Source organism: Roseateles paludis, assembly GCF_039872745.1.
GTDB classification, from domain to species: Bacteria; Pseudomonadota; Gammaproteobacteria; order Burkholderiales; family Burkholderiaceae_C; genus Pelomonas; species Pelomonas paludis.
Map to the genome: position 1 here is coordinate 343064 of NZ_JBDPZD010000003.1, position 22243 is coordinate 365306.

A 22243-nucleotide genomic window follows, 5' to 3' on the forward strand; every position below is an offset into this window, starting at 1 on the left:
CGCATGTTCCTCTCCAACTTCAGCATCAGCCGGCCCGTGGCGACCGTCGTCGTCATCATCGGGCTGATGCTGGTGGGCCTCTTGGCGCTGTCCAAGCTCAAGGTCAACCAGTTCCCCGAGGTCGAGCCGCCGGTGCTCGTGATCAACATCCCTTACCCCGGCGCGTCTCCCGAGACCGTCGAGCGTGAGGTCGTCAACCGCATCGAGAAGGCGCTGCAAAGCATCTCGGGCGTGGACCGCTCGCAGTCCACCTCGCGCGAGGGCAGTGCCACCATCGTCCTGTTCTTCGACTTCTCGAAGAACATGATCGAAGCCGCCGACGAGGTGCGCAACGCCATCGCCTCGGTGCGCTACAAGCTGCCCACCGAGATTCGCGAGCCCATCATCAACCGGGCCGACCCGGGTGCCCAGCCCATCCTGCAGCTCTCGCTGTCCAGCAGCAAGCAAAGCCACGCGCAACTCAGCCGCATGGCCGAGGACCAACTGGCCGAGCGCTTCCGTGGCATCCCCGGCGTGTCAGTCGTCAACGTGAACGGCGCGCTGCGTCGTGAGCTGTCCATCCTGCTGCGCGCCGAGAAGCTGCGCGAGTTCGGTGTCTCGGTCACCGAGGTGACCAATGCCGTGCGCGCCCAGAACACCACCGCGCCGGTGGGCAAGGTGCGTGGCGAGCTGGAGGACCAAAGCATCCGCCTGCTGGGCCGGCTGGAAAGCCCGTCCGAGTTCGAGCAGATGGTCATCAAGCGCCGTGGCACCGATGTCGTGCGCCTGGGTCAGGTGGCCGAGGTCAAGGACGGCTTTGCCGAGATGACCGGCTACAGCCTGCGCAATGGCCGGCCCAATGTGGGCTTGAACATCACCCGCTCGCGCGATGCGTCCACCGTCGCCGTGGCCAACGAAGCCCGCAAGCTCGTCGATGAGATCAAGAAGGAGTTGCCCGAAGGCACCATCCTCGACATCACCCAGGACGGCGGCAAGGACGCCGAGAACAGCCTGCATAACGTCACGCACGCACTGTTCTTCGGCGCCGGGCTGACGATCTTCGTGGTCTATGCCTTCCTCAACAGCTGGCGCTCCACCTTGATCACCGCGCTCAGCCTGCCCACCTCGGTGCTGGCGGCCTTCATCGCGGTGTGGCTGATGGGCTTCTCGCTCAACTTCATGAGCCTGCTCGGCCTGTCGCTCGCCATCGGCGTGCTGATCGACGACGCCATCGTGGTGCGAGAGAACATCGTGCGGCATATGGAGCGCGGCAGCGACCGCGTCACCGCCGCCCGTGAAGGCACGGCCGAGATCGGACTGGCCGTGGCTGCCACCACCTTTGCCATCGTGGCCGTGTTCGTGCCTGTGGCCTTCATGGGCAATGGCCCCGGCCAGTGGTTCAAACCCTTCGCCTTGACCGTGGTGGCCTCGGTCATCGTGTCGCTGCTGATCAGCTTCACGCTCGACCCCATGCTCTCCGCCTACTGGGGCGACCCACCGGGCTATCACCATGCCGAGAAGCGCGGGATCAGCAAGGTCCTGCACCGCTTCAACGAGTGGTTCGACGGCGTGGCCAACAGCTACGGCCATGTCATCGCCTGGGCACTGCACCACCGGCGCTGGATGACGGCCTTTGCCGTGGCCAGCTTCTTTGCGGCCATCGGCCTGCAGATCGTGGCCGGGGGCTCCAGCTTCCTGCCACAGGCGGACGCCGGCTTCCTGGCCGTCGAGGTGCGCGCTCCTGCGTCCAGCAGCCTTGACTACGCCAAGCTCAAGCTCGACGCTGCCGCTGCGCTGGCCTCCACCATGCCCGAGACCAAGGCCACCTCGGCCTACCCCAATGCCAGCGGGGGCCGCGTCTATGTGGACATCGGCGACAGCACGGCCCGCAAGCGCTCGGCCGCTGAGGTTGCCAAGGACCTGCGCGAGCGTCTGGGCCGCTTGGTCGGCGCTGAGTACGTGGTGCTCGACGACCTCAACAACGGCGCCCAGAAACCCATCCAGATCCGCTTCTACGGCACCGACACCCGCAAGCTCCAGGAGCTGACCCAGGCCTTCGTCAAGACCATGCAGGGCATCAAGGGCGCGGTGGATGTGGGCTACTCCGAGCAGGACCCGCAGAACGAGCTGCAGATCGAAATGGACCGCGGCCTGGCCAACCAGCTCGGCATCTCGGTCAACGACGCCGCTCAGGCGCTGCGCGTGGCCTTTGCCGGCGTGGAAGTGGGCGACTGGGTGGACCCCACCGGCGAGGCCCGCGACGTGGCCGTGCGCCTGCACCCGGCTGACCGTGTCGACGCCGCCAACATCGAGCGCCTGCCCATCGCCGTCTCTGGCACCAACCGCATGGTCCCGTTGGATCAGATCGCCACGGTCACCATGGGCAAGGGCCCGGGCCAGATCCAGCACGCGGACAGCAAGCGCACCATCACCGTCAGCGCCAATGCCCAGGGCCGCTCGCCTGGCGAGATCACGGCCGAGGCCCAGAAGCTGGCCAAGTCCATCGACTTCCCGCCCGGCTTTGGCATCGAGCTGGCCGGCTCCGCGCGGGATCAGCAGATCGTCTTCACGGCCATGATCACCGCGCTGCTCAGCGGCATCGCCCTGATGTACTTCGTGCTCGTCATCCAGTTCAACAGCTTCAGCGCACCGCTGGCCGTGATGCTCTCGCTGCCCCTCAGCCTCTTCGGCGTGGTGGTGGCCCTGATCCTCACGCGCGGCACGCTCAACCTGATGAGCCTGATCGGCGTGATCATGCTGATGGGTCTGGTGGCCAAGAACGCCATCCTGCTGCTCGACGCCACGCGCCAGGAGGAGGCCGCCGGCATCGACCGCGAAGAGGCCCTGATGCACGCCGGCCGCAAGCGCTTCCGCCCCATCCTGATGACCACCTTCGCGCTGATTGCCGGCATGCTGCCGGTGGCCATCGGCATTGGTGAGGGCGGCGAGTTCTACCGGCCCATGGCGGTTGCCATCATCGGCGGCACCATCACCTCGACGCTGCTCACGCTGCTGGTCGTCCCGACCTTCTACGACAGCATTGAGATCAAGCGTGACCGGGCGATTGCCAAGTTCCACCGCCGTGCGCCGCGCTTCACGGCCTTCGGGGCTTTCGTGATGACCTTGGTCGAAGCGGTGTTGACCCTGGTGCTGCTGCGCGCTGTGTGGCGTGGCCTCGTGTGGGCCGTGCGTTTGGCCTCTGGCCGCCGCCCGCCTACAGCACCCGCCCTGGGTTGAAGAGATCAAGCGGGTCCAGCGCCCGCTTGATCGCGTGCATCAGGCCTAAGGCCGTCGGGTCCTTGCGCCGCGCCAGTTCCTCGCGCTTGAGCCGGCCGATGCCGTGTTCGGCCGAGATCGAGCCGCCGGCCAGCTGCACGGCGTCGTAGACGATCTCGTTGATCGCCGCCTCGTAGGTAGCCAGAAAGGCCGCCGCGTCGGACCCGACCGGCGCCTGCACGTTGTAGTGCAGGTTGCCGTCGCCCAGGTGACCGAAGTCGATCAGCCGCGCACCGGGCGCATGGCGCAGTACCAGCGCATCGACGCGCGTGACGAAATCCGGGATGGCCGAGACGGGCAGCGCAATGTCGTGCTTGATATTGAGCCCGGCTTGCGCCTGGGCCAGCGGGATGGACTCGCGCAGCTGCCACATGCCGCGCGCCTGCTGCACGTTCTGCGCCACGGCTGCGTCGTCGGCCAGGTCCTGCATCAGCGCTTCTTCGAGCATGGCTTCCAGGCTGGTCTGCGCGGCGGTTGTGCCGACGCTGCTGGACAGCTCGATCAGCACCGTCCACGGCGGCGTGCCCAGCGGGCGAGGGACCTGCGGCAGCTGCTCGCCCACCAGGGCCATGGATTCGGCGTTCATCACCTCGAAGCCCGTCAGCCCGTCGTGCAGGCGCTGGCGCGCCAGGCGCAGCAGTGCCACACAGGCGGTCAGTGACGGGCATGCCACCAGGGCCGTGCTGCGCGCTGCCGGAGCCGGGTAGAGCTTGATCGTCGCGGCCGTGATGATGCCCAGCGTGCCCTCGCTGCCGATGAAGAGGTCGCGCAGGTCGTAGCCGGTGTTGTCCTTGCGCAGGCCCGAGAGGCCGTGCCAGATCTCGCCCTGCGGCGTCACCACCTCCAGACCCAGGCACAGCTCGCGCGCATTGCCATAACGCAGCACCTGGGTGCCGCCGGCATTGGTGGCCAGGTTGCCGCCCAGGGTGCAGCTGCCTTCGGCTGCCAGGCTCAAGGGCAGCAGCAGATTCGCATGGGCGGCGGCGGCCTGCAGGTCGGCCAGCACGCAGCCGGCTTCGGCGGTCAGGCTGAGGTTGTCGGCGTCAATGGCGCGCAGCTCGCGCAGACGCTGCAGGCTCAACACCAGCTGGGTGCCGGTGTCATCGGGCGTCGAGGCGCCCACGAGGCCGGTGTTGCCGCCCTGCGGCACGATGGGCACGCGCCACTCGGCACACAGCTGCACCGTGCGGGCCACTTCTTCAGTTGTCGCCGGGCGGGCCACGGCGATGGCGCGGCCCGGGTAACGCTTGCGCCAGTCGGTCTCGTAGCTGGAGAGCCCATCCGCCGGCAGGGCGCCCTTGGGGCCCAGGAGCGCGCGCAGTGCTTGATGGAAGGGCGTCGGCATGGCTCAGGCTGCCTTGGCTGCTCCCAGGCGCTGGCGCACCTGCATCGAGCAGCCAACAAAGATCAGCACACTGAGGATCACCTCGCCCACCGCCAGCCAGCGGCCGATGCCGGGCTCGGCGCCCATGCGCATCAGGCCCTCAGTGGCGTAGAGCCACACAAAGAGACTGACCCAGCGGTAGGTGTAGAGCCGGTAGCGCCACAGCCCGGCCAGCGGCAGCAGCAGGGGTAGAGCCTTGACGGCCAGCGTGCCGCGCCCGGTGGGCGCCAGCCAGGCCTCCCAGGCCAGGCACAAGGCAAACAGCGCCAAGACGCCGCCCAGCGTCAGGCTGCGCGAGAGGCGCTCCGCCGCGCTGGCCTGGGTGCGGGGGCTGGGGTCGGGCAACATGGCTGGCATCATAGAAGCCATGCCTGAAGCTCTTTCCGATGCCGCCGAGCGGCCGCTGTCGCGCAATCCGGTCGTCTTTGCACGCAATTTCCTGGCCGACCTGCTGGCCTGGCCGTGGATGCAGACCCTGGCCACCTTCCGCCAGCGCTTCCGCGAGGAGCGCCTCGGCCTCACGGCCGGCAGCCTGACCTTCACGACCCTCATCTCCCTGGTGCCCTTGCTGACGGTGGCGCTGGCGCTCTTCACCGCCTTCCCGATGTTCAGCAAGTTCCAGGGCGCGCTGCAGGAGTACTTCCTCAAGAGCCTGATCCCCGACAACATCGCCAAGCCGGTGCTGGCGTCGCTCACGCTGTTTGCCACCAAGGCCAATCGGCTGGGCGCGGTGGGCCTGATCCTGCTTGTCGTCTCGGCCTTGGCCTTGATGCTCACCATCGACCGCACGCTCAACAGCATCTGGCGCGTCACGCGGCCCCGGCCGATTGCCCAGCGCGTGCTCGTCTACTGGGCGGCCCTCACCCTCGGGCCCTTAGTGCTGGGCGCGAGCCTGACGGGCACCAGTTATGCCATCAGCGCCAGCCAAGGCTATCTGGATCGTCTGCCCAGCGGGCTGTCCACGGTGCTCGACGGCGCCGAGGTGCTGCTGCTGGCGGCCGCCATCGCCGGGCTCTTCCATTACGTGCCCAACACCCATGTGCGCTGGCGCCATGCCTTCATCGGCGGCGCCTTTGTGGGCCTTGGGTTCGCCATCGCCAAGGCTTTGCTGGCTTGGTATGTGAAGAAGGTGCCCACGCTCTCCACGGTCTACGGCGCCTTTGCCACCGTGCCCATCTTCCTGATCTGGATCTACCTGGGCTGGGTGATCGTGCTGCTCGGCGCCATCCTGGCGGCCAATGCGCCGGCCCTGATGGGGCGGCTGCACCTGCGGCCCGCCACGCCGGGCCAGCCCTTCGCCGTGGCGCTGGAGGCCCTGCGCGCGTTGTGGGCGGCCCGCCAGCGCGGCGGCCAGGGCCTGAGCCAACTGCGCCTGGCCTATGCGTTGCGGGTGGACCCGTTGCAACTCAGCCCGGTGCTGGAGACCCTGGTCGGCCTCGACCTGATCGGCCGGCTCGAAGAAGAAGGCGCCCAGCGCCTGGTGCTGCTGGGCGACCCCACCGAGACACCGGTGGCACCGCTGATCGGCGCCCTGCTGCTGGAGCGGCAGGGCGTGCGCGAGGAGCTCTGGCGCCGCAGCGACTGGGAGCGCCTCAAGCTGTCTGACTTACTGGGGCTTGAAGCCAGCCGCCTTCATGATGCCGGCCCAGGTGGCTGAGTAGGCGCGCTCGCGGCGGGCCAGTTCCTCGCCCGGCACATGCGCGACCGACAGGCCCAGGGCCGTCAGGCGGGCGTAGACCGAGCGATCGGCCAGCACCTTGGCCAGCGCGGCCGAGATGCGTTGCTGCACGGCAGCCGGCGTGCCGGCCGGCGCAAAGAGGCCGTAGTAGGGCAGCTCTTCAAAACCCTTGAGGCCCAGTTCGCCAAAGGTCGGCACCTCGGGCACAACGCCCTGGCGCTCGCGGCCCATCACGCCCACGATGCGGATCTTGCCGTCGCGGTGCGCGGTGATGAAGTCGGGCACCGAGCCCACGCCCGCGCCGATCTGGTTGCCCATCATCTCCTGCAGCATCGGTGCGCTGCCGCGGTAGGGCGCGGCCACCAGCTCCAGGCCGAATTTCTCGCCAAAGGTCTTGACCAGGAACTCTGGCACCGACGCGGCCGCCGGGATGCCCACATTGCCCCGGCCGCCCTGGCGCTTGAGCAGGGCGACATAGTCCTTGAAGTTGCTCGCCTGCGTGCCGCCAGACAGCGCCACGGCATTGGCAAAGGTGGCAAAGCCAGCCACATAGGCAAAGTCCTGCTGCGGGTTGAAGCCCGGGTTCTTGAGCGTCAGCGGCAGGATGGAGATGCTGTGGTCGTGGCTCAGGAAGAGGGTGTTGCCATCAGGCGCGGCCGCCTTCAGGGCCTGGGCGGCGAGCTGGCCACCCGCGCCGGGCTTGTTCTCGACGATGACTGTCTGGCCGAGCAGTGGCTGCAGCGCCTCGGCGAGCACGCGCGCGATGGCGTCCGTGCCGCCGCCGGGCGGGAAGCCCACCAGCAGGCGCAGCGGAGCGCCGTTGTTGGCACGGGCGGGCAGGGGGCCAAGGGCGGCCAAAGAGGCAAGGGCGAGAAGGCTGGTGCGGCGGTCAAGCATGTGGGGGCTCCTTTTGCCATGAGTCTACGGGCTGCTACGCTTGCCGCATGAAGCTCGTCCTCAGTGCCTTGGTCCTGATGTCTGGCGTGGCTGCGGCCCAGCCGGCTGCCAACCCGCCAGAGCCCTCGGACCCACCGCTGCGCTACCTGCTGGGTGTCGGCGCCGTGGAGCGGCCCGAGTACGACGGCGCTGCCCGCTACACGCTCAAGTTCAAGCCCTTGTGGGCCCTGCAGTGGGGCCGCTGGCGGCTGAGCACCTCGGGCAGCAGTTCACTGCTGGGCTTCGGGCGCGGCGGTGCCGGCCCGGGCGCCAGCACCGAGCTGCTCAACAAGGGCCCCTGGCGCGTCAACCTCGCGATGCGCTTTGACAGCGGCCGTGACAGCGGCGAGGCCCGCACCACCCAGGGCCTGCCCGATGTGCGCCGCACGCTGCGCGCCCGGCTCGCCGTTACCTATGCGCTGGCCCCAGACTGGGCGCTGACTACCGGCGCCTCGCAGGACCTGCTGGGCCGCAATGGCGGCCTGACCGGCGGGGTGGACCTGAGCTGGCGCTTCTATCGCTCACACGACACCGAGTGGACGGCCAGCGGCGGCATATCGGCGGCCAATGCGCAGAACATGCGCAGCTACTTCGGCATCGATGCGGCGGGCAGCCTTGCTTCAGGTCGGCCGGCGTATGAGCCCGGTGCGGGTCTGCGGTCCACCTATGCGGGCGTGGGGTTCACGCACCGCCTGGCGCCGCATTGGCTGGCCTTTGGGTCCACGGGCGTGAGCCGCCTGCTCGGGCCCGCAGCGGCCAGCCCGCTGACCGAACGCCGCAATGCGGCTTCGCTGACGATGGGAATCGCCTGGCGGAACTGAGTCAGAGCGCGCCTGGCGCCGTGACGGACTCTGGCGCGGCATCGGTCGCCAGCGCCGCACGGTAGGCATGCCAGGTGGCGTGCCCCACCCAGGGCCCCACGATCAGCAGGCCCGCAAAGTAGGGCAGCATCGCCAGCACGATGAGGCTGGTGATCAGCACGCCCCAGACGAACATCACCACCGGCTGGGTCAGGCAGAGCTTGAAGCTGGCCAGGCCGGCCGTCACGGCATCGGTGTCGCGGTCCAGCAGCATGGGCATGGCGATCACGCTGAAGGCGAAGATCAGCCCGGCAAAGATGCTGCCCACCGTCAGGTAGGCGACGATGAAGTTGAGGTTCTGCGGGTCCAGCAGCTTCTGGATGGAGCCGGCAAAGTCCGGCATGCCCTGGAAGCTGACCGCGAACACCACCAGCGATGCCCGGCCCCACAGCATCTCCAGCACCAGCAGCACGGCACCAAAGATGGCGATCTGGCCGATGCGGGGCATCCAGGCGCCCATGGCGTCGTCCAGCGTGGGCACGCCGCCGCGCTCCAGCCGCCGGCTCACCTGATAGACCCCCAGGCACAGGAAGGGCCCCAGCAGCAGGAAGCCGGCGCACAAGGCCAGGGTGTAGAGCGGCGCGTGCTTGAAGACCAGCAGCACCGCCAGCCCCATCACGAAGAAGCAGACCCCGAAGAAGAGGCTGACGCTGGGCGCGCGCCACAGGTCTTGCCAGCCCTGCCGCAGCCAGCCAAAGGGTGCTGCGAGGGAGAGCCGGTTCAGCAGTGGGCCCGCGCTGACATTGGGCTCGGGCACATAGGGTTGGTAGACGGCCGGGACTTCAGGCGTGGGGTCAGGAGCGTCGGACACGGCGCAGCTCATCCAGGATCAGGAGGATGGCGCCGATGGTGATGGCACTGTCTGCCACGTTGAAAGCGGGGAAATACCAGCCCGCGTAATGGACTTGGACGAAGTCGACCACATAGCCGTGCCAGATGCGGTCCAGCACATTGCCCAGCGCGCCGCCCAGCACCAGGCTCAGCGCCCAGCAAAAGAGCCGTTGCCCGGCGTGCTTGCGAAGCAGCCACACGATGAAGCCTGCCGCCACCACGCCCAGTCCCAGGAAGAACCAGCGCTGGGCGCCGTCTGCATGGTTAAGGAAGCTGAAGGCGGCGCCGTAGTTGTGGGCGCGCACGATGTCGAAGAAGGCCGTGACAGGCCGCACCTCGCCCAGCGTCAGGCTGCCCACGATCAGCACCTTGGTGAACTGGTCGGCCAGGATGACGATGGCCGCGATCATCAGCCACGGCCCGAGGCTGAAGCCCCCCGCCTTGCCCTTGGTCGCCATCAGGCCACCCGCCGGGTTTCGCCCGCGCCGTGCAGGTTGCTGTCGCAGCGGCCGCACAGGCCCGGGTGGGCCGGGTTGCTGCCCACGTCCTCGCGGTAGTGCCAGCAGCGCTCGCACTTGGCGTGGGGGCTGGGGGTGACGGCGACGGCCAACTCGCTGCCCGCAACCAGGCGCGCGGCCGAGGTGATGAAGACAAAGCGCAGGTCGTCGCGCAGGCTTTCAAGGGCAGTGCGCAGATCCGCATGGCTTTCTGGGATCGCGATCTCGATTTCAGCTTGGAGCGATGCGCCGACGGCGCCCGTCGTTCGAACTGCTTCGATTTGCTTGTTTGCCAAGTCGCGAACCTCGCGGATGCGAGACCACTTGTCCAGCAACGAGGCATCGACTTGTCCAAAGTCCCAATACGTCTCGGTAAAGATGCTCTCGCTCTTGCCGACTAGCGTCCAGGCCTCCTCGGCCGTGAAGCTGAGGAAAGGCGCCATCCAACGCAGCATGGCTTGCGTGATCTGCCAGAGCGCGGTTTGGGCCGAGCGGCGGGCGAGCGACTGCGGGGCGGTGGTGTAGAGCCGGTCCTTCAGCACGTCGAGGTAGAAAGCGCCGAGGTCTTCAGAGCAAAAGACCTGGAGCTTGGCCACGACGGGGTGGAACTCGTAGCGCTCGTAGTGGGCCAGGATGTCGGCCTGCAATTGCGACGCGCGGGCGAGCGCGTAGCGGTCCACCTCCAGCAGTTCGCTCGCGGCCACGGACTGCGAGGGGTCGAAGTCGCTGGTGTTGGCGAGCAGGAAGCGCAGCGTGTTGCGGATGCGGCGGTAGCCGTCCACCACGCGCGCGAGGATTTTGTCGTCGAGGCCGAGGTCGCCGGAGTAGTCGGTGGCAGCGGTCCAGAGGCGCAGGATCTCGGCGCCGTACTTCTCGGACACGGTCTGGGGCGCGACGACGTTGCCCATCGACTTGCTCATCTTGCGGCCCTGGCCGTCCACGACGAAGCCGTGGGTCAAGAGGCCCTTATAGGGCGCGCGGCCATACAGGGCGCAGCCGATCAGCAGCGAGGAGTGGAACCAGCCGCGATGCTGGTCATGGCCTTCGAGGTAGAGGTCGGCCTCGGGGCCCTCGGCGTGCGCGCTGCCTGCATGGCTGCCCTTGAGCACGTGCTGAAAGGTGGAGCCGGAGTCGAACCAGACGTCGAGGATGTCCTGGCCCTTGCTGTATTCGTCGGCTTCGGCACCCAGCCACTCGCGCGCATCGAGCTGCGACCAGGCCTCGATGCCGCCTTGCTCGACGAGCTGGGCGGCACGCTCCATGAATTCCATGGTCTTGGGGTGCGGCTCGCCGGTGATCTTGTGCAGGAAGACAGGCAGGGGCACGCCCCAGGCACGCTGGCGCGAGATGCACCAGTCGGGCCGGCCGGCGATCATGTCGTAGAGCCGGGCCTTGCCGTTCTCTGGGTAGAAGCTGGTGGCCTCGATGGCGGCGAGCGCGGTCTTGCGCAGGCTCTGCGGGGCCTTGTCTTGCGTGAAGAGACCTTCGCCCTCGTCCATGCGCACGAACCACTGCGCGGCGGCGCGGTAGATGACCGGCGTCTTGTGGCGCCAGCAGTGCGGGTAGCTGTGGGTGAGCTTGCTTTGCGCCATCAGGCGGCCGGCATCCTGCAGGGCCTGGGCCACGACGGGGTTGGCCTTCCAGATGTGCTGGCCGCCGAACAGGGGCAGGTCGGCCGCGTAGGCGCCATTGCCCTGCACGGGGTTCTTGATGTCGTCGAACTTCAGGCCGTGCGAGATGCAGGACTGGAAGTCGTCCAGGCCATAGGCCGGCGCCGAGTGGACGACGCCGGTGCCATCCTCGGCGGTGGCGTAGTCGGCCAGGTAGACGGGGCTCTCGCGATCGAAGCCGGGGTCCACATGCGCCAGCGGGTGCTTGAACTTGAGCATCGCCAGCTGCTTGCCGGCGGTGGTGGCAACCACGCGGCCTTCGAGCTGCCAGCGGGCCAGGCACTTCTCGACCAGGGCCTCGGCCACCAGGAACAGGCCCTTGGCCGTGTCCACCAGCGCATAGGGCAGCTCGGGGTTGAGGTTGAGCGCCTGGTTGGCCGGGATGGTCCAGGGCGTGGTGGTCCAGATGACGGTGAAGGCGTCCTTCTCCAGCTTCGGCAGGCCGAAGGCGGCGGCCAGCTTGTCGGGCTCGGCGCAGAGGAAGGCGACGTCCACGGCCGGGCTCTGCTTGTCGGCGTACTCGATCTCGAACTCAGCCAGCGAGGAGCCGCAGTCGAAGCACCAGTAGACGGGCTTCAAGCCCCGGTAGACAAAGCCGCGCTCGAAGAGTCGCTTGAGCACCCGGATCTCGCCCGCCTCATTGGCGAAGTCCATGGTCTTGTACGGGTGGTCCCAGTCACCCAGCACGCCGAGGCGTTTGAAGTCGGTGCGCTGGGCGTCGATCTGCTCGGTCGCGTAGGCGCGGCTCTTGGCCTGCACCTCGTCGCGCGGCAGGCCACGGCCGTGGGTCTTCTCGATCTGGTTCTCGATGGGCAACCCGTGGCAGTCCCAGCCGGGAATGTAGGCAGCGTCCAGGCCCTTGAGCTGGCGCGCCTTGACGATCATGTCTTTGAGGATCTTGTTGGCGGCGTGGCCGATGTGGATCTGGCCGTTGGCGTAGGGCGGGCCGTCGTGCAGGATGAACTTGGGGGCGCCGCAGCGGGCATCACGCAGGCGCTTGTAGACGCCGCCATCCTCCCAGGCCTTGACCCAAGCGGGCTCGCGCTTGGGCAGGTCGCCCCGCATGGGGAAGGGCGTGTCGGGCAGGTTGAGGGTGGCGCGGTAGTCGGGGGTGCTGGCAGGAGTGCTCATGGCGGACGGTCAGGCGCGAGAAGCCTGACGAGGCAAGCGGTTCAGGAGGCGGGAGGACGGCGACGAGAGGCCGTCAAATTCGGTCGCGCGTGGTCTGGCGACGCTCGGCCGCGTGGGCAGCCAGGAAAGCACGGGCCGCAGCGGTGTCGGCCGCAATGGCTGCCGTCAACGCATCGAGCCCGTCGTAGCGGGCTTCATCGCGGAGTTTGTGCAGCAGTTCCACGCGGGCCAGTTTACCGTAGCCCCCCTCCGGCCCCAGGGGCCACGCGAGGCAGTGCACCTCCAGCAGCACGCGGCCCGCGTCCTCGACGGTGGGCCGGCGGCCGAGGCTGGCGACGCCGGGAATCGGCTCGGGGCTGAGGCCGTGCACCAGCACCGCGAAGATGCCCTGGGCGGCCGGTTTGTCGTGCGTGAAGCGCAGGTTCAGCGTCCGGAAGCCGTCGGCCGCACCGGGGCTTGATTCACCGAGTTGGCGCCCGAGCTTGCGGCCATGCACAACGTGACCGCTGATCGCATAGGGCCGGCCGAGCAGGGCGGCGGCGGCGGTCATGTCGCCGCGCGCCAAGGCATCGCGCACGGCCGAGCTGCTGACGCGCAGGCCATGCACCTCGTAGCTGAGCATGCGGGCGACATCAAAGCCCTGGGCGCGGCCGGCGGCGTCCAGCGTGGCGTAGTCGCCCAGGCGCTTGGCGCCAAAGCGGAAGTCGTCGCCCACCAGCACATAGCCCACGCCCAGTCCTTGGATCAGCACCTGGCGGATGAAGTCTTGGGCCGGGAGCGAGGCGAGGGCGTCGTTGAAGGGCAGGACCACCACCTGGTCGATGCCGCAGCGTTCCAGCTCGGCCAGCTTGTCGCGCAGGGTGGCAATGCGGGCGGGGGCCATCTCGGGCTTGCCAAGCTTGGCCGCAAAGTAGTCGCGCGGATGGGGCTCAAAGGTGAGCACGCAGGTCGGCAGGTCGCGGTGCCGGGCCTCGGACTGCAGCAGCGCCAGCATGGCCTGGTGGCCCCGGTGCACGCCGTCGAAGTTGCCGATGGTCAGCGCACAGGCGCTCGCCAGCTCGGGGTGGTGGACGCCTCGGAAAACTCGCATCGCGGGATTGTGTCAGTCACCCAGTCAGTCACCCCAAACGGCACGTGGCGACGGCACCCATTGCCACTGCCCGGGCGCCAGATCGGCGGGCAGCGCCAGCGCGCCAAAGCGGCTGCGGTGCAGGCCCTCGACCCGGTTGCCAATGGCCGCCACCATGCGCTTGACCTGGTGGTACTTGCCTTCGACGAGCGTGAGGCGCAGCAGGTGTTCGTCGGCCATCTCGGCGCCTTCCGCCACCACATGCTCGCTGCGGCCACCGGGTTCGTGCAGGTCAACGCCGTGGCGCAACTGCGCCACGGCCTCTTCCGTCAGCGCATGCTTGCAACGCGCCTCATAGACCTTGGGCACATGGTGCTTGGGCGAGGTGAGCTTGTGGATCAGGCTGCCGTCATCGGTCAAGAGCAGCAGGCCGGTGGTGTCTTCGTCCAGCCGCCCGATGGGCTGCACGCCACGTTCGCGCAGCGGTGCCGGCAGCAGGGACAGCACACTGGGGTGGTGCTTGGGTTTTTGCGAGCACTCAAAGCCCGCCGGCTTGTGCAGCAGGATCAGCGCCTTCTCGGCATAGGGCCAGGACTGGCCGCCGACCTCGAAGACCAGGCCCTCGGGGTCGAAGTCAGCCTCGGGGTCGTCCACGACCTGGCCGCCGATGCGCACCTCGCCGTGCTGCACCAGGCCAGCGCAAAGCCGGCGGGTGCCGAAGCCCTGGGTGAAGAGGATCTGGGAGAGCCGCAAGATCAGCGCTTGACGCCAGCACCGGCAGGCTTGACGTCGCCGCAGTCGGCGCCCAGCCAGCGGCCTTCGCCTTGCAGGTTCATGGTCTCGGGCTTGCCGGCGGCGGACACGCGGCGCACCTGGACCTGGGTGGTGAAGGCCTCGTCACTGCTGAAGCTGATGGTGGCATCGCCTTCCGATGCCGGGTCGGTGCAGACGAAGTGCGTGCGCACGACGGCGCCATCGCGCTTGGTGTCCTGGGTGCAGCGGCCTTCATGCCCGACCGGCGCTTGATGCCGGGCGGCCTGTTCGGGCGTGATGCAGCTCTTGACGCTGATGCTGCCGCCACCCGCGCCAAGGTTCATGCTGACGCCACGCTGGGCCATCATCTGCTCCATCATTTGGCGCTGTGCGGCGGGCATATTGGCCATGGCCTTCTGGGCCTTTTCCATTTGCGCCTGGCGCTCGGGCGAGAGCTGGGCGGCCTGCTTCATTTCCCAGAGCCCGGGCTTCATGCCGTCGGCCCAAGCCAGGGGCGTCAGCAGCAGCAAGACGAGTGGCAGGTGGGGGCGGCGAAGGAACATGGCGGGCTCCGGCAAAAGAGACAGTGTCAGGCGAAAACGCCCGCAGTGTCGAGCATGCGCTGGTTCACTTCACCGAGGTGGTGGAGGGTGTCGCCCCACTGCAGCTCCATCACCGTGAGGCGCTTGAAGAAGTGGCTGCCCAGGTACTCGTCGGTCACGCCGATGCCGCCATGCAACTGCGTGCATTGCTGGCCGACGAATCGCATCGACTGACCAAGCTGCACCTTGGCCTGCGAGAGCGCGCGGCGACGCACAGCGGGTTCGTCGGTCAGCCGCAGCGTGGCGTAGTAACTCATGGACCGAGCGAGCTCCAGCTGCATCTTGCAGTCCGCCACCCGGTGGCGCAGGGCCTGGAAGCTGGCGATGGGCACGCCGAACTGGCGCCGGGTGTTCATGTAGTCGATGGTGAGTTCGAGCAGGCGCTCCATCACCCCCACGGCCTCGGCGGCTTGGGCGGCGATGCCAATGTCGGCCGCCAGCTCCAGCAGGGCCTGGCCAGCCACCGGGCCCGCGATGCGGGTGCCGGGCGTGTCGGCCAGATGCAGTTCGGCGGCACTGCTGCCGTCATGCAAGGCATAGGGCCGCAAGCTGAGTCCCGGCGACTCGCGATGCACCAGATAAAGCGAGGTGCTCGCTGGCGATTCGAGATCCAGCGCGGGAATCAGGAAGGCCTGCGCATGGGCGGCGGCGGGTACCAGGCTCTTGTGGCCGGTCAGGCGTTGCTCGCGCGCTTGGGTCTGCCCAGCGGTGAGGCGGTGGCGTGCGCGTGGCTCCTGGTGCGCCAGCACCACGAGGGCGTCGCCAGCGGCGATGCGTGGCAACCATTGCGCGGCCACTTCAGGCGCACCCGCAGCCAGCAGGGCCGGCGCGATCAAGGCGCCTTGTGCGAGCGGTTCGAGCACCAGGCCTCGGCCCAGCTCTTCCATCGCAATCATGGCCTCGACAGGCCCCCAGCCCAGGCCGCCGTGGGCCTCCGGTACCGCAAGTGCGGTCAGCCCCAGGCCGGCCAGGGCCTGCCACATTTCGGCGCTGAATCCGCCGGTCGCAACGGTCTTGCGGCGGCGCTCGAACGGGTAGTCCTTGTCGACAAATCGCCTCACGGCGGCGCGCAGGGCCTCTTGGTCGTCGCTGAAGTCAAAGTCCATGGGGCACCTCAGCCGAGCAGGGTTTGCGCAAGGATGTTGCGCTGCACTTCGTTCGAGCCGCCATAAATGGTGGTTTTGCGGGTGTTCAGGTAGCTGCCCAGGGCCGGGGCGGCGTAGGCGGCGCCTCCGATCCAGGCGCCACCCAGCCATTGGTCGCCCTGCCATCCGGCCTCCATGGCCTCATGGATGGCGGGCAGAGCCAGGGGGCCGGCGGCCAGCATGATGAGCTCGGTGTAGCGCTGTTGCAGCTCACTGCCCCGGATCTTGAGCAGCCCGGCCACATCGAGCGACTGCTTGCCGCTGCGCTCGGCACACAGCACGCGCAGCACCATCATCTCCAGCGCCACCACGTCCACCTCGCACGCCGCGATCTGGTCGCGGAAGCGGGTGTCGTCCCACAGGCCCTCGGCCTTGGCGATCTGCTTGAGGCGCTCCAGTTCGCGCTTGGCGCGGTTCACGTCGGCGATATTGGTGCGCTCATGGGCGAGCAGGTGCTTGGCATAGGTCCAGCCCTTGTTCTCCTCGCCAATCAGGTTTTCGACGGGCACCTCGACGTTGTCGAAGAAGACTTCGTTCACCTCGTGCTCACCGTCCAGCATGATGATGGGCCGGACGCTGACACCTAGCGATTTCATGTCGACCAGCAGGAAGGAAATGCCCGCCTGCGGCTTGCCCTCGGTCGAAGTGCGCACGAGACAGAAGATCCAATCACCGTACTGACCGAGGGTGGTCCAGGTCTTCTGGCCGTTGACGATGTAACGGTTCCCCTGGCGCACGGCACGGGTCTTGACCGATGCGAGGTCAGATCCTGAGCCGGGCTCGCTATAGCCCTGGCTCCACCACACCTCACCGCTCTGGATGCCGGGCAGGAAGCGCTGCTGCTGCTCGGCCGTCCCGAAGGCCATGATGACCGGCGCCACCATGACTGGCCCGAAGGGGACGATGCGTGGCGCCCCGGCGAGCGCACATTCTTCTTCAAAGAGGTGCTTCTGAACGGCATTCCAGCCCGGCCCGCCAAAGGCGGGTGGCCAACCGTAACCATGCCAACCTTTGGCGCCCAGGGTACGCGCCCAGCCCTGGTGGTCGGCCTTTGTAAGCCGCTGGCCTTGTCGGACCTTGCTACTTAGAGCAGGAGGCAAATGGGCGCGAAGCCAGGACCGGATCTCGTCGCGAAAGGTGAGTTCGGCATCGGTGAGCTTCAAGTCCATCGCGCGATCCCTGCTCTCATGGGTTTGCCTAGTTGAATGCAGGTTCTAGCACGCAGGGGCGTCCATCTGCTGTCCGTCACGAGACACTCGGCGCTCTTGCAGCCATGGGAGCGCGCAAACAAAAAGGCACCCCGGAGGGTGCCTTTGTGCCGAGCGAGCAGTGACCGATCAGGCTTGCTTGCGCAGTTGGCGGCGGCGAGCACCGAATGCACCCAGCAAGGCCAGAGAGGTCAAGGCCAGGCTGGCAGGCTCAGGCACCTTGACGCCGGGAGGGGGCGGCACGATGTCCTTGCTTGCGACCGACAGCAGCTTCACGTAGTCAGCCAAAGAGTCAAGCGTGCCACCGCCGAAACCAGAGTTGTAGGCACTGATGAGCCACCAGCTGGAAACGACATTGGAGGAGTTGACGTACTTGACGTCCGTGCCGCTGGCCGCATCGCCCGTCGCACCGGACGGATCGGCGTCGCCGTAGTTGGACACCATGGCCCAACCAGCACCTGCGCCGCCAGTCGTCAGATTGCTTGCCGTCTTGCCACCGATCAAGTTGGTGGCTTTCGCTTGGTCTGTCGACCCGGTCAAAGCGCCCGTGTAAGCCATCACCGTGATGTCGGCGTCGCTGGAGGTCCAACCCAGCTTGACATAGTCCAGCGCCACGGCAGTGGTGAACTTCAGAACAATCAGATCCGGCGAGCCGGAGGGGTTGTTGTCCATCGCGTGTTCGGGGGACGCCGTACCCAAACCATCGACAACGCTTTCGACGCCAAGCCCGCTGCCAGAACCCCAGTCAGCCATGCGAGCTGCAGCATAGGAGGTTCCGTTGGAGCCGAAGGCGAAAGCAGAGACGGTATTTCCGCCAGCGGAGCAGCTGTAGCTGTTCCCGAAATTGTTGGCGTTGGTCGCACCCTGGGTGCAGCCGCTGAGGGACCAGGTGGAAGCCGCCATACTCGAAGAGGACACCAGCAGAAGCGCGCCGGTAAACACGCTACGCAGGCCCAGTTTGAGAGAGAAGTTCTTTTGCATGGCGAATCGTCCCGTAAATGTTTGGTCGACCGGTGAGTCGGCAATGCTGAGGCTACTGCAGCATCTGTGCCAACTTTCAACCTGCTTTGTGGATCAAAGACTTAGTTGCTGGTTGGCGCACTACGATGGAACGAAGTGTAAGAGGGCTCGACAAGCTTGCGGGGTGGCGAGGCCCCCTCACTTGAGTGTTTCAAGCAGGGCTTTTGCCTCGGCTTCGCCTGGGAAATGGGGGTGGTCTCGGAAGGCGTTGACAAGTTCCTCGCGGGCTTCGGCCCGTTTACCGGACTGGGCCAGTGCTGAGGCCAAGTGAAAGCGGATCTCTGGGTTGGCTGGCGCGCGCAGGCGTGCGTCACGCAGCTTGAGCAGGGCAGCGTCGAATCTGCCGTCCTTGAAGAGGGCCCAACCCAGCGTGTCAATGACGACCGGATTGCTCGGGGCGGCCGCCAGTGCCTGCTCGGCGGCACTGACGGCGGCTTTCGCGTCCTTGAGCTGCAGGTGCACATTGGCCAGGTTGTTCAGCAGTTCGGCATCGGCCGTGCCCTGCTTGATCGCGGTTTCGTACTCGGTCCGGGCGCGGCGGTAGTCGCCCGTCCGTGCCAGATGGTCGGCCAGGGCCCGGCGCACGGCGAGGTCGCGCGGGTTGGACTTCAGCCATCCATCGGCGACGGCTTTGGCCTCGTTGCCGGCGCCTTGGGCGCTGAGCAGCTTGATCAGGGAGAGTGCGGTGGCGCTGCTTGGGCGGTTGCGATGGGCCTGTCGGTAGGCGTCGGCAGCGGCACTGTTCTGGCCGCGTGCGCTCGCGATATCACCGAGCAACTGGTAGCCGACCGGGAGCTTGGCGTGGCTGGCGACGATGCGTTTTGCACGTGCCTCGGCTTTGGCCAGTTCGTTGTGTCGGATCTCGACACTGGTCATCAAGACGTTGGCAGCCAGGTGGTCGGGGCTGTTGCTGAGAGCCTTGTCCAGGCTGTAAGCGGCGTTGTCGAGGTCTCCCAGATCGAGCTGCAGCGCGGCGACCTCGGCCTGCTGCGCGGCGTCGAAGCCGGCGCGCCGGGACGCGTTCAGCAGCGACTGTTTGGCGCCAGCCGCGTCACCGGAAGCAATTTGGGCCCGGGCGTAGGTGGAGAGCGCCCTGACGTCTTCCGGTAGTTTGGCCAGCAGGGCCTTTGCCGCCTCCAGTGCCTGGCTGGCACGCCCCTGGCGCAAGTGCAGTTCGACAAGCGCGTAGTTCGGCGCGGGGTCATTCTTGGCAGACACCTCGGCCGCCCGTTCCAGCCAGCGCTGGGCTTCGTCCGGTTTGCCCAAGCGCTCCTGGAGGACGGCCATGTCGTAGAGCGCCTCCGTGTTGCGCTCATCGGCCTTCAGCAATTCCTTGAGCCTGAACATGGCGCTATCGAAGGCCTTGGTGGCGATGTCGATGCGCGCCAGGCCCAGCTTGGCGGAGAGCAGGTTCCGGTCAGCAACCAGGGCGGACTCGAAGGCTCGCCGCGCGCCGGCAAAGTCACCGCTTTGTGCTTTGGCGACACCCGCCAGGTTGAGCACGACGGGGTTGGTCGGTTGTTGTCGCACCAGTTGGTCGGCGATGACGACCGCGTCTTGTGGGCGCCCTTCTCGCAGGTGAAGCCCAATGAGGCTCATGCCGGCCTGCATCTGGCGGGGGTCCTTCTTGAATGCGGCCTGCAACTCTTTGGTAGCAGCGCCGACGTCACCGCTTTGAATCAGCGAAAGGCCGAGGGCTGTGCGGTATTCGGGCGCGTCCTTCGCCTTGAGGGCGTCCTGCATCAGCTGTGCGGCCTTGGCCGGGCGGCCCTTGGCGAGGTGCGCGACGGCCAGTTGCGTGAGCGCTTGTCCGTCGCCTGGATAGCCGCGCAAGTAAGCCTCAAGGACCTCGATGGTTTTCTCGGGCGTCTTCTCCTGCATATAAATCTGGCCGAGCAGCTTGGCCACCGGCGTCGCAGGCTGGGAGCGGTAGAAGCTCTCCAGGAAGGGCTTGGCCTTGCCGGTCTCCTCCAAGGCGTAATGCGCCAGACCGTTGAGCAGCATCAGCTGGGGCCGGTACCGGATGAATTCGATCGGCACCGGGTCCAGCAGCGCGACCACGTCCTGAAGCGCGGCTTTGGCCGTTGCACGGTCGCCCTGCTTCTCCGACAGCACGGCACGGAGGTAGGCAGCGCGGGGTTCACGGGGCGAGCGCTTGCGGGCTTCGTCGATGTCGGCTTGCGCGTCGGCATCGCGCTTCAAATCGAGGTTGAGGCCGGCGCGTGCAATCCGGGCTTCCGAGTGATTGGGGTCGAGCGACAGCGCCTTGGTGTAGCCCGCCAGCGCTGTGGCGGCGTCAGCGCGGCTGTGCGCGATGGTGGCCTTCTGATAGTGCGCCTCGGCCGCGTCGGGTGCCAGCTTGAGCGCCATGTCGGCCGCGGCCAGGGCCTCTTTGTACTGGCGATTGCGCAGGCGCAGCGGGATCTCGGCCGTCCAGACTTCGGCCGCGTTTTTGTCGATGTTGCGCGCCTCTTCCAGCGTGCGGAGCGCGTTGGCCGTGTCGCCTTGGTCGGCGTAGGCGGTCACGCGCTGCAGCAGCACCTGCTGGCGTACGCCATTGGGCAGGCCCGCAGGGGCCATGCGGGGTTGTTCGAGCAATTGCTGGTGTTTGCCTTGGGCCAGCAGGGACTGACCGAGCGTCACCACCACTTCGGCGCGGTCGACGCCCAGGCGCAGCGCCTCGGTGATGGCAACTTCGGCCGCCACCGCCTGCCCATCCATCATCAAGGCCCGTCCCAGCAGCAGTTGCACGGGCAGCAGGGTCTTGTCGGCCTGCAGCGCGTTCTTGAGCTGGATGATGGTGCCGGGGATGTCCTTCTTCTCGAAGCGCGTCAGCGCGTCTTCATAGAAGCGGGCGGCCTTTTCCTTGCTGGTCTGCGCAGAAGCTGATGCGCCGGTAAAGGCGAGCGCGGCGGCGACGAGGACGACGGAGAGGCGGGGGAAGGATCGAGGCTGGCTCATGGGCGCCGCACGGGAAAACCGGGGAGCCGAATGATAGGGGTCAGCCCCAGTGATGCTCAGTAGCGCAGCTCCAGCGTCATGACATCGTTCTCGCGCTTCATCTGGAAGCGGTTGAGGAAGCTGTTGCCCAGCAGGACATGGCTCATGGCGGCGGGCACGATGATGGCCTCGACGTCCCGCACCTCGACGTCGCCGACGCGCAGGCTGCTGAGCAGCATCAGGTGGGCGGGCACGAGGCCGTTGGCCGTCTGGGTGACGATGCGCCGGCCATAGGCGTAGCGCAGGCCCAGGCGGTCGGCCTCGACCTGGCTGAGCGAGACATTGGTGGCGCCGGTATCGACCAGGAACTGCGTGGTCTGGCCGTTGATGCTGCCCAGCGTGGTGAAGTGTCCGCCTGAGCCGCCCGGCAGCACGATGGTGCGGGCCTGCGAGGGTGCCGGGCCGCCCGAAACATGACCGGGCGCACTGCCAAGGGTGAGTGCCTCGCGGCGACCGTTGAATTCGACAACCGCCTGTTGTCCGTCCACCGACAAGAGCTTGACGCCCTGCACCGTGTTGCCCACATGCACGGTGCGCGCACTGCCGTCGATGACCAGCACGGCAGCTCGGCTGCCCAGCGTTCCATTCAGCTGCACGCGGCTCGGGCCGTCAGCGGCCAGTGCAGCACAGCAGACCAGCGCAGCGAGCAGAACCAGGGGCTTCACGGTCTCAATCCCGGAAGTTGTTGTAGTTCAGCGGGGTGTCGCTGAAGGACTTTTTGAGGTGCGCAATGGCCGTCTGCAGGTCATCCCGGTTCTTGCCGGTCACGCGCACGGTGTCGCCCTGGATGCTGGCCTGCACCTTGAGCTTGCTGTCCTTGATGGAGCCGACGATCTTCTTGGCTAGGTCTGCAGCGATGCCGTCGCGGATCTTGTAGACCTGGCGGACCTTGTCGCCACCCAGCTTGTCGATCTTTTCGGCCTTGTCGAGGAAGTTGATCGTGACGTCCTGCTTGGTCAGCTTGCCGTAGAGCACGGCTTCGATCTGTTCGAGCTGGAACTCGCCGTCGCCGGTGGCGTGGATTTCCTTCTCCTTCTCCTTCAGCTCGACCTTGGCGCCCGTGCCCTTGAAATCGAAGCGCGTGCCAATCTCCTTGGCGCTGTTGTCCACGCCATGCTTGATCTTGACCATGTCGGGTTCGAGGACGGTGTCAAAGCTGGGCATAAGGCGCGAGAAGAACTTGGAGTGGAATCGCGGAAAATTG

18 protein-coding genes are annotated in these 22243 nt (G+C 67.2%); 3 read left to right on the top strand and 15 right to left on the bottom strand.

What is annotated here, in order from left to right; genetic code table 11:
• Positions 1-3 precede the first annotated feature (3 nt).
• Positions 4-3216, top strand: coding sequence for an efflux RND transporter permease subunit (locus tag ABDJ85_RS12880; RefSeq protein WP_347705182.1), 3213 nt, complete (start codon positions 4-6; stop codon positions 3214-3216).
• Here the strand turns inward: ABDJ85_RS12880 and ABDJ85_RS12885 are convergent.
• Together ABDJ85_RS12885 and ABDJ85_RS12890 are read right to left on the bottom strand one after the other, a co-directional pair.
• Positions 3194-4600 (bottom strand): FAD-binding oxidoreductase, encoded by a 1407-nt coding sequence (locus ABDJ85_RS12885; protein WP_347705183.1) that lies wholly within the window; start codon positions 4598-4600, stop codon positions 3194-3196. The genes ABDJ85_RS12880 and ABDJ85_RS12885 overlap by 23 nt on opposite strands.
• 3 nt (positions 4601-4603) lie before the next feature.
• Complete coding sequence (locus ABDJ85_RS12890) at positions 4604-4987, bottom strand: DUF2069 domain-containing protein (RefSeq protein ID WP_347705184.1); 384 nt, start codon at positions 4985-4987, stop codon at positions 4604-4606.
• A 19-nt stretch (positions 4988-5006) separates the two neighbouring features.
• Here ABDJ85_RS12890 and ABDJ85_RS12895 point away from each other — a divergent pair, with 19 nt between their 5' ends.
• Positions 5007-6296 carry a YihY family inner membrane protein gene (locus tag ABDJ85_RS12895; protein ID WP_347705185.1) on the top strand — a complete coding sequence of 430 codons (1290 nt, stop codon included), beginning with the start codon at positions 5007-5009 and terminating at the stop codon, positions 6294-6296.
• Here the strand turns inward: ABDJ85_RS12895 and ABDJ85_RS12900 are convergent.
• Positions 6246-7214: a tripartite tricarboxylate transporter substrate-binding protein gene (locus ABDJ85_RS12900; protein ID WP_347705186.1), complete on the bottom strand. Its 969-nt coding sequence runs from the start codon at positions 7212-7214 to the stop codon at positions 6246-6248. The genes ABDJ85_RS12895 and ABDJ85_RS12900 overlap by 51 nt on opposite strands.
• Positions 7215-7261: 47 nt before the next feature.
• On the opposite strand from ABDJ85_RS12900, the gene ABDJ85_RS12905 reads away from it, so the two are divergent.
• Positions 7262-8074 carry a MipA/OmpV family protein gene (locus tag ABDJ85_RS12905; protein ID WP_347705187.1) on the top strand — a complete coding sequence of 271 codons (813 nt, stop codon included), beginning with the start codon at positions 7262-7264 and terminating at the stop codon, positions 8072-8074.
• Position 8075: 1 nt separating this feature from the next.
• On the opposite strand, the gene ABDJ85_RS12910 is transcribed toward ABDJ85_RS12905, so the two are convergent.
• From ABDJ85_RS12910 to ABDJ85_RS12965, 12 genes are all read right to left on the bottom strand, one after another.
• Positions 8076-8924: a DUF2189 domain-containing protein gene (locus ABDJ85_RS12910; protein ID WP_347705188.1), complete on the bottom strand. Its 849-nt coding sequence runs from the start codon at positions 8922-8924 to the stop codon at positions 8076-8078.
• Positions 8908-9402, bottom strand: coding sequence for a signal peptidase II (gene lspA / locus ABDJ85_RS12915; protein ID WP_347705189.1), 495 nt, complete (start codon positions 9400-9402; stop codon positions 8908-8910). Before lspA ends, ABDJ85_RS12910 begins: the two co-directional genes overlap by 17 nt.
• Positions 9402-12242, bottom strand: coding sequence for an isoleucine--tRNA ligase (gene ileS, locus ABDJ85_RS12920; RefSeq protein ID WP_347705190.1), 2841 nt, complete (start codon positions 12240-12242; stop codon positions 9402-9404). Before ileS ends, lspA begins: the two co-directional genes overlap by 1 nt.
• 73 nt (positions 12243-12315) lie before the next feature.
• Positions 12316-13332, bottom strand: coding sequence for a bifunctional riboflavin kinase/FAD synthetase (locus ABDJ85_RS12925; RefSeq protein ID WP_347705191.1), 1017 nt, complete (start codon positions 13330-13332; stop codon positions 12316-12318).
• A gap of 24 nt (positions 13333-13356) precedes the next feature.
• Complete coding sequence (locus ABDJ85_RS12930; RefSeq protein ID WP_347705192.1) at positions 13357-14064, bottom strand: pseudouridine synthase; 708 nt, start codon at positions 14062-14064, stop codon at positions 13357-13359.
• A 2-nt stretch (positions 14065-14066) separates the two neighbouring features.
• Positions 14067-14627: a DUF3617 domain-containing protein gene (locus ABDJ85_RS12935; RefSeq protein ID WP_347705193.1), complete on the bottom strand. Its 561-nt coding sequence runs from the start codon at positions 14625-14627 to the stop codon at positions 14067-14069.
• A 26-nt stretch (positions 14628-14653) separates the two neighbouring features.
• Positions 14654-15772 carry an acyl-CoA dehydrogenase family protein gene (locus ABDJ85_RS12940; protein WP_347705194.1) on the bottom strand — a complete coding sequence of 373 codons (1119 nt, stop codon included), beginning with the start codon at positions 15770-15772 and terminating at the stop codon, positions 14654-14656.
• An 8-nt stretch (positions 15773-15780) separates the two neighbouring features.
• Entirely contained in the window at positions 15781-16980 is a 1200-nt protein-coding gene (locus tag ABDJ85_RS12945) for an acyl-CoA dehydrogenase family protein (RefSeq protein WP_347705195.1), read from the bottom strand.
• Positions 16981-17148: 168 nt separating this feature from the next.
• Positions 17149-18000 carry an exosortase-dependent surface protein XDP1 gene (gene xdp1, locus ABDJ85_RS12950; RefSeq protein WP_347705196.1) on the bottom strand — a complete coding sequence of 284 codons (852 nt, stop codon included), beginning with the start codon at positions 17998-18000 and terminating at the stop codon, positions 17149-17151.
• Between the two features lie 177 nt (positions 18001-18177).
• Positions 18178-21000: an XrtA/PEP-CTERM system TPR-repeat protein PrsT gene (prsT, locus tag ABDJ85_RS12955; protein ID WP_347705197.1), complete on the bottom strand. Its 2823-nt coding sequence runs from the start codon at positions 20998-21000 to the stop codon at positions 18178-18180.
• 56 nt (positions 21001-21056) lie between these two features.
• Positions 21057-21704, bottom strand: a complete 648-nt coding sequence (locus tag ABDJ85_RS12960; protein WP_347705198.1) for a retropepsin-like aspartic protease family protein — start codon at positions 21702-21704, stop codon at positions 21057-21059.
• A 4-nt stretch (positions 21705-21708) separates the two neighbouring features.
• A complete protein-coding gene (locus ABDJ85_RS12965) occupies positions 21709-22203 on the bottom strand; it encodes a YajQ family cyclic di-GMP-binding protein (protein ID WP_347705199.1) in 495 nt (164 codons plus the stop codon).
• Between the last annotated feature and the right edge of the window lie 40 nt (positions 22204-22243).

Bases quoted from the DNA above. Each gene is read 5' to 3' on its own strand.
- ileS (WP_347705190.1), bottom strand. From the start codon at position 12,242: ATGAGCACTCCTGCCAGCACCCCCGACTACCGCGCCACCCTCAACCTG.
- ABDJ85_RS12900 (WP_347705186.1), bottom strand. From the start codon at position 7,214: ATGCTTGACCGCCGCACCAGCCTTCTCGCCCTTGCCTCTTTGGCCGCC.
- ABDJ85_RS12890 (WP_347705184.1), bottom strand. From the start codon at position 4,987: ATGTTGCCCGACCCCAGCCCCCGCACCCAGGCCAGCGCGGCGGAGCGC.
- ABDJ85_RS12905 (WP_347705187.1), top strand. From the start codon at position 7,262: ATGAAGCTCGTCCTCAGTGCCTTGGTCCTGATGTCTGGCGTGGCTGCG.
- ABDJ85_RS12885 (WP_347705183.1), bottom strand. From the start codon at position 4,600: ATGCCGACGCCCTTCCATCAAGCACTGCGCGCGCTCCTGGGCCCCAAG.
- ABDJ85_RS12895 (WP_347705185.1), top strand. From the start codon at position 5,007: ATGCCTGAAGCTCTTTCCGATGCCGCCGAGCGGCCGCTGTCGCGCAAT.
- prsT (WP_347705197.1), bottom strand. From the start codon at position 21,000: ATGAGCCAGCCTCGATCCTTCCCCCGCCTCTCCGTCGTCCTCGTCGCC.
- ABDJ85_RS12880 (WP_347705182.1), top strand. From the start codon at position 4: ATGTTCCTCTCCAACTTCAGCATCAGCCGGCCCGTGGCGACCGTCGTC.
- ABDJ85_RS12925 (WP_347705191.1), bottom strand. From the start codon at position 13,332: ATGCGAGTTTTCCGAGGCGTCCACCACCCCGAGCTGGCGAGCGCCTGT.
- ABDJ85_RS12935 (WP_347705193.1), bottom strand. From the start codon at position 14,627: ATGTTCCTTCGCCGCCCCCACCTGCCACTCGTCTTGCTGCTGCTGACG.
- lspA (WP_347705189.1), bottom strand. From the start codon at position 9,402: ATGGCGACCAAGGGCAAGGCGGGGGGCTTCAGCCTCGGGCCGTGGCTG.
- ABDJ85_RS12940 (WP_347705194.1), bottom strand. From the start codon at position 15,772: ATGGACTTTGACTTCAGCGACGACCAAGAGGCCCTGCGCGCCGCCGTG.
- xdp1 (WP_347705196.1), bottom strand. From the start codon at position 18,000: ATGCAAAAGAACTTCTCTCTCAAACTGGGCCTGCGTAGCGTGTTTACC.
- ABDJ85_RS12965 (WP_347705199.1), bottom strand. From the start codon at position 22,203: ATGCCCAGCTTTGACACCGTCCTCGAACCCGACATGGTCAAGATCAAG.
- ABDJ85_RS12945 (WP_347705195.1), bottom strand. From the start codon at position 16,980: ATGGACTTGAAGCTCACCGATGCCGAACTCACCTTTCGCGACGAGATC.